This is a genomic window from Bacillus sp. ISL-46 (genome assembly GCF_018613205.1).
The window spans coordinates 5,666-6,886 of sequence record NZ_JAGGQR010000089.1 but is presented as its reverse complement, the minus strand read 5'-3'; the positions used below and the strand labels follow the sequence as shown (position 1 = coordinate 6,886).

Genomic DNA, 1,221 nt, shown 5'->3' with positions numbered 1-1,221 from the left:
AAATTTTGCTCTTACGAGCAAAAATCCAATAAAAAGGCATCGAATGGGCTAATTCGAATGCCTTTTGTCTACAATCTGATACCCCTCACTAATGAGGGGTATACCTTATTTATCTTGTGCAAGTTCTTTTCTATTGGGAGCAAGTGGTGGCTGTTCTAACCACTTGTTTTTCACCATAATATCGAACCAGTTTTTGGTAATTCCTAATGTTTTTAGAATTGCTTTTTCATAAGCTGCAGCTAGGTCTGTTCGCATGGCTCCTGCTAGACCTGTTCCGTAATATACTTGTGCAGTTTGAGCCAAGAAACCCATATGATACAACATTAATTTATCTGAAAAAGGAGAGTCTTTTGACGTTGTAACCTCTGATTCCCACGACATTGGAACTGGCAAATTATCCTTGTGCATAATTTTTGAAAGGGCTTGTAGGTTTTCATCTGCGGTTTTTTCTAATTCCTCAAAAAACTTTCTTACTTCTTTCGATTCTGTGACTTGACTGAATCCGATTGAAAGAGCTTTTGCCATAATGCCCTTTTTAATGTTAAGAGAAACACTGATTATTTCTGAAGCAGATAAAAGTCTCCCTTTTCCGAAGAATCCATCAGTAAAATCTTTGGTAGAAATAAATTCAGGGCTCTCGTTAGGATAGAAATAGGGGTCCCTTTGGAATATTCCTTTTTCAAGCAATAACTCAATGGTTAAATCGTACATATTTTTTGCATCATTATCACATGATTTATAAAATTCCCGTATGTCCTTTCTAACAGAAACACTTAAAGCAGTTGTATGCCCCAACAAACCATGTATAGTCATAATATGTAAATAATTTAAGCAGAATGTGTCAGAAAACAATCTCTCTGCACTTTTTTTAAGGTCGGACTACGTAAATCCAATTGGAACGGGAAATCCATCTTTCTCAATGAAGGAAACAAGCTGCTTCTTTTGCTTTTCCAAGGTCTCAATGGCAATTAAAAAAACTTTTTTTATTGATTCGTCTTCAATAATAGAAAACATATACCTATTTACTATATCAGTCATTGTTCCGTTTACATACTCTCCCCATAGTGTTCCTATTTCGGAAGAAGTAAGTTTTAAATTATCATTTTCCATTTTCTCACCTCTTCTGTATTATTTTCTAATTCAGAAAGAAGTATGAATTTCTTTGGACTTAAACTTTTTAGATGATAACAGTTGAGCCGTTTTCGGGATGCTGTACGTCTA

General features: G+C 34.9%; 1 pseudogene. It reads right to left on the bottom strand.

Annotation, left to right across the window (positions count from 1 at the left end):
• Nucleotides 1-105: 105 nt before the first annotated feature.
• Nucleotides 106-1,110, bottom strand: a pseudogene (locus tag J7E67_RS28580) (DUF3231 family protein).
• Nucleotides 1,111-1,221: the final 111 nt, after the last annotated feature.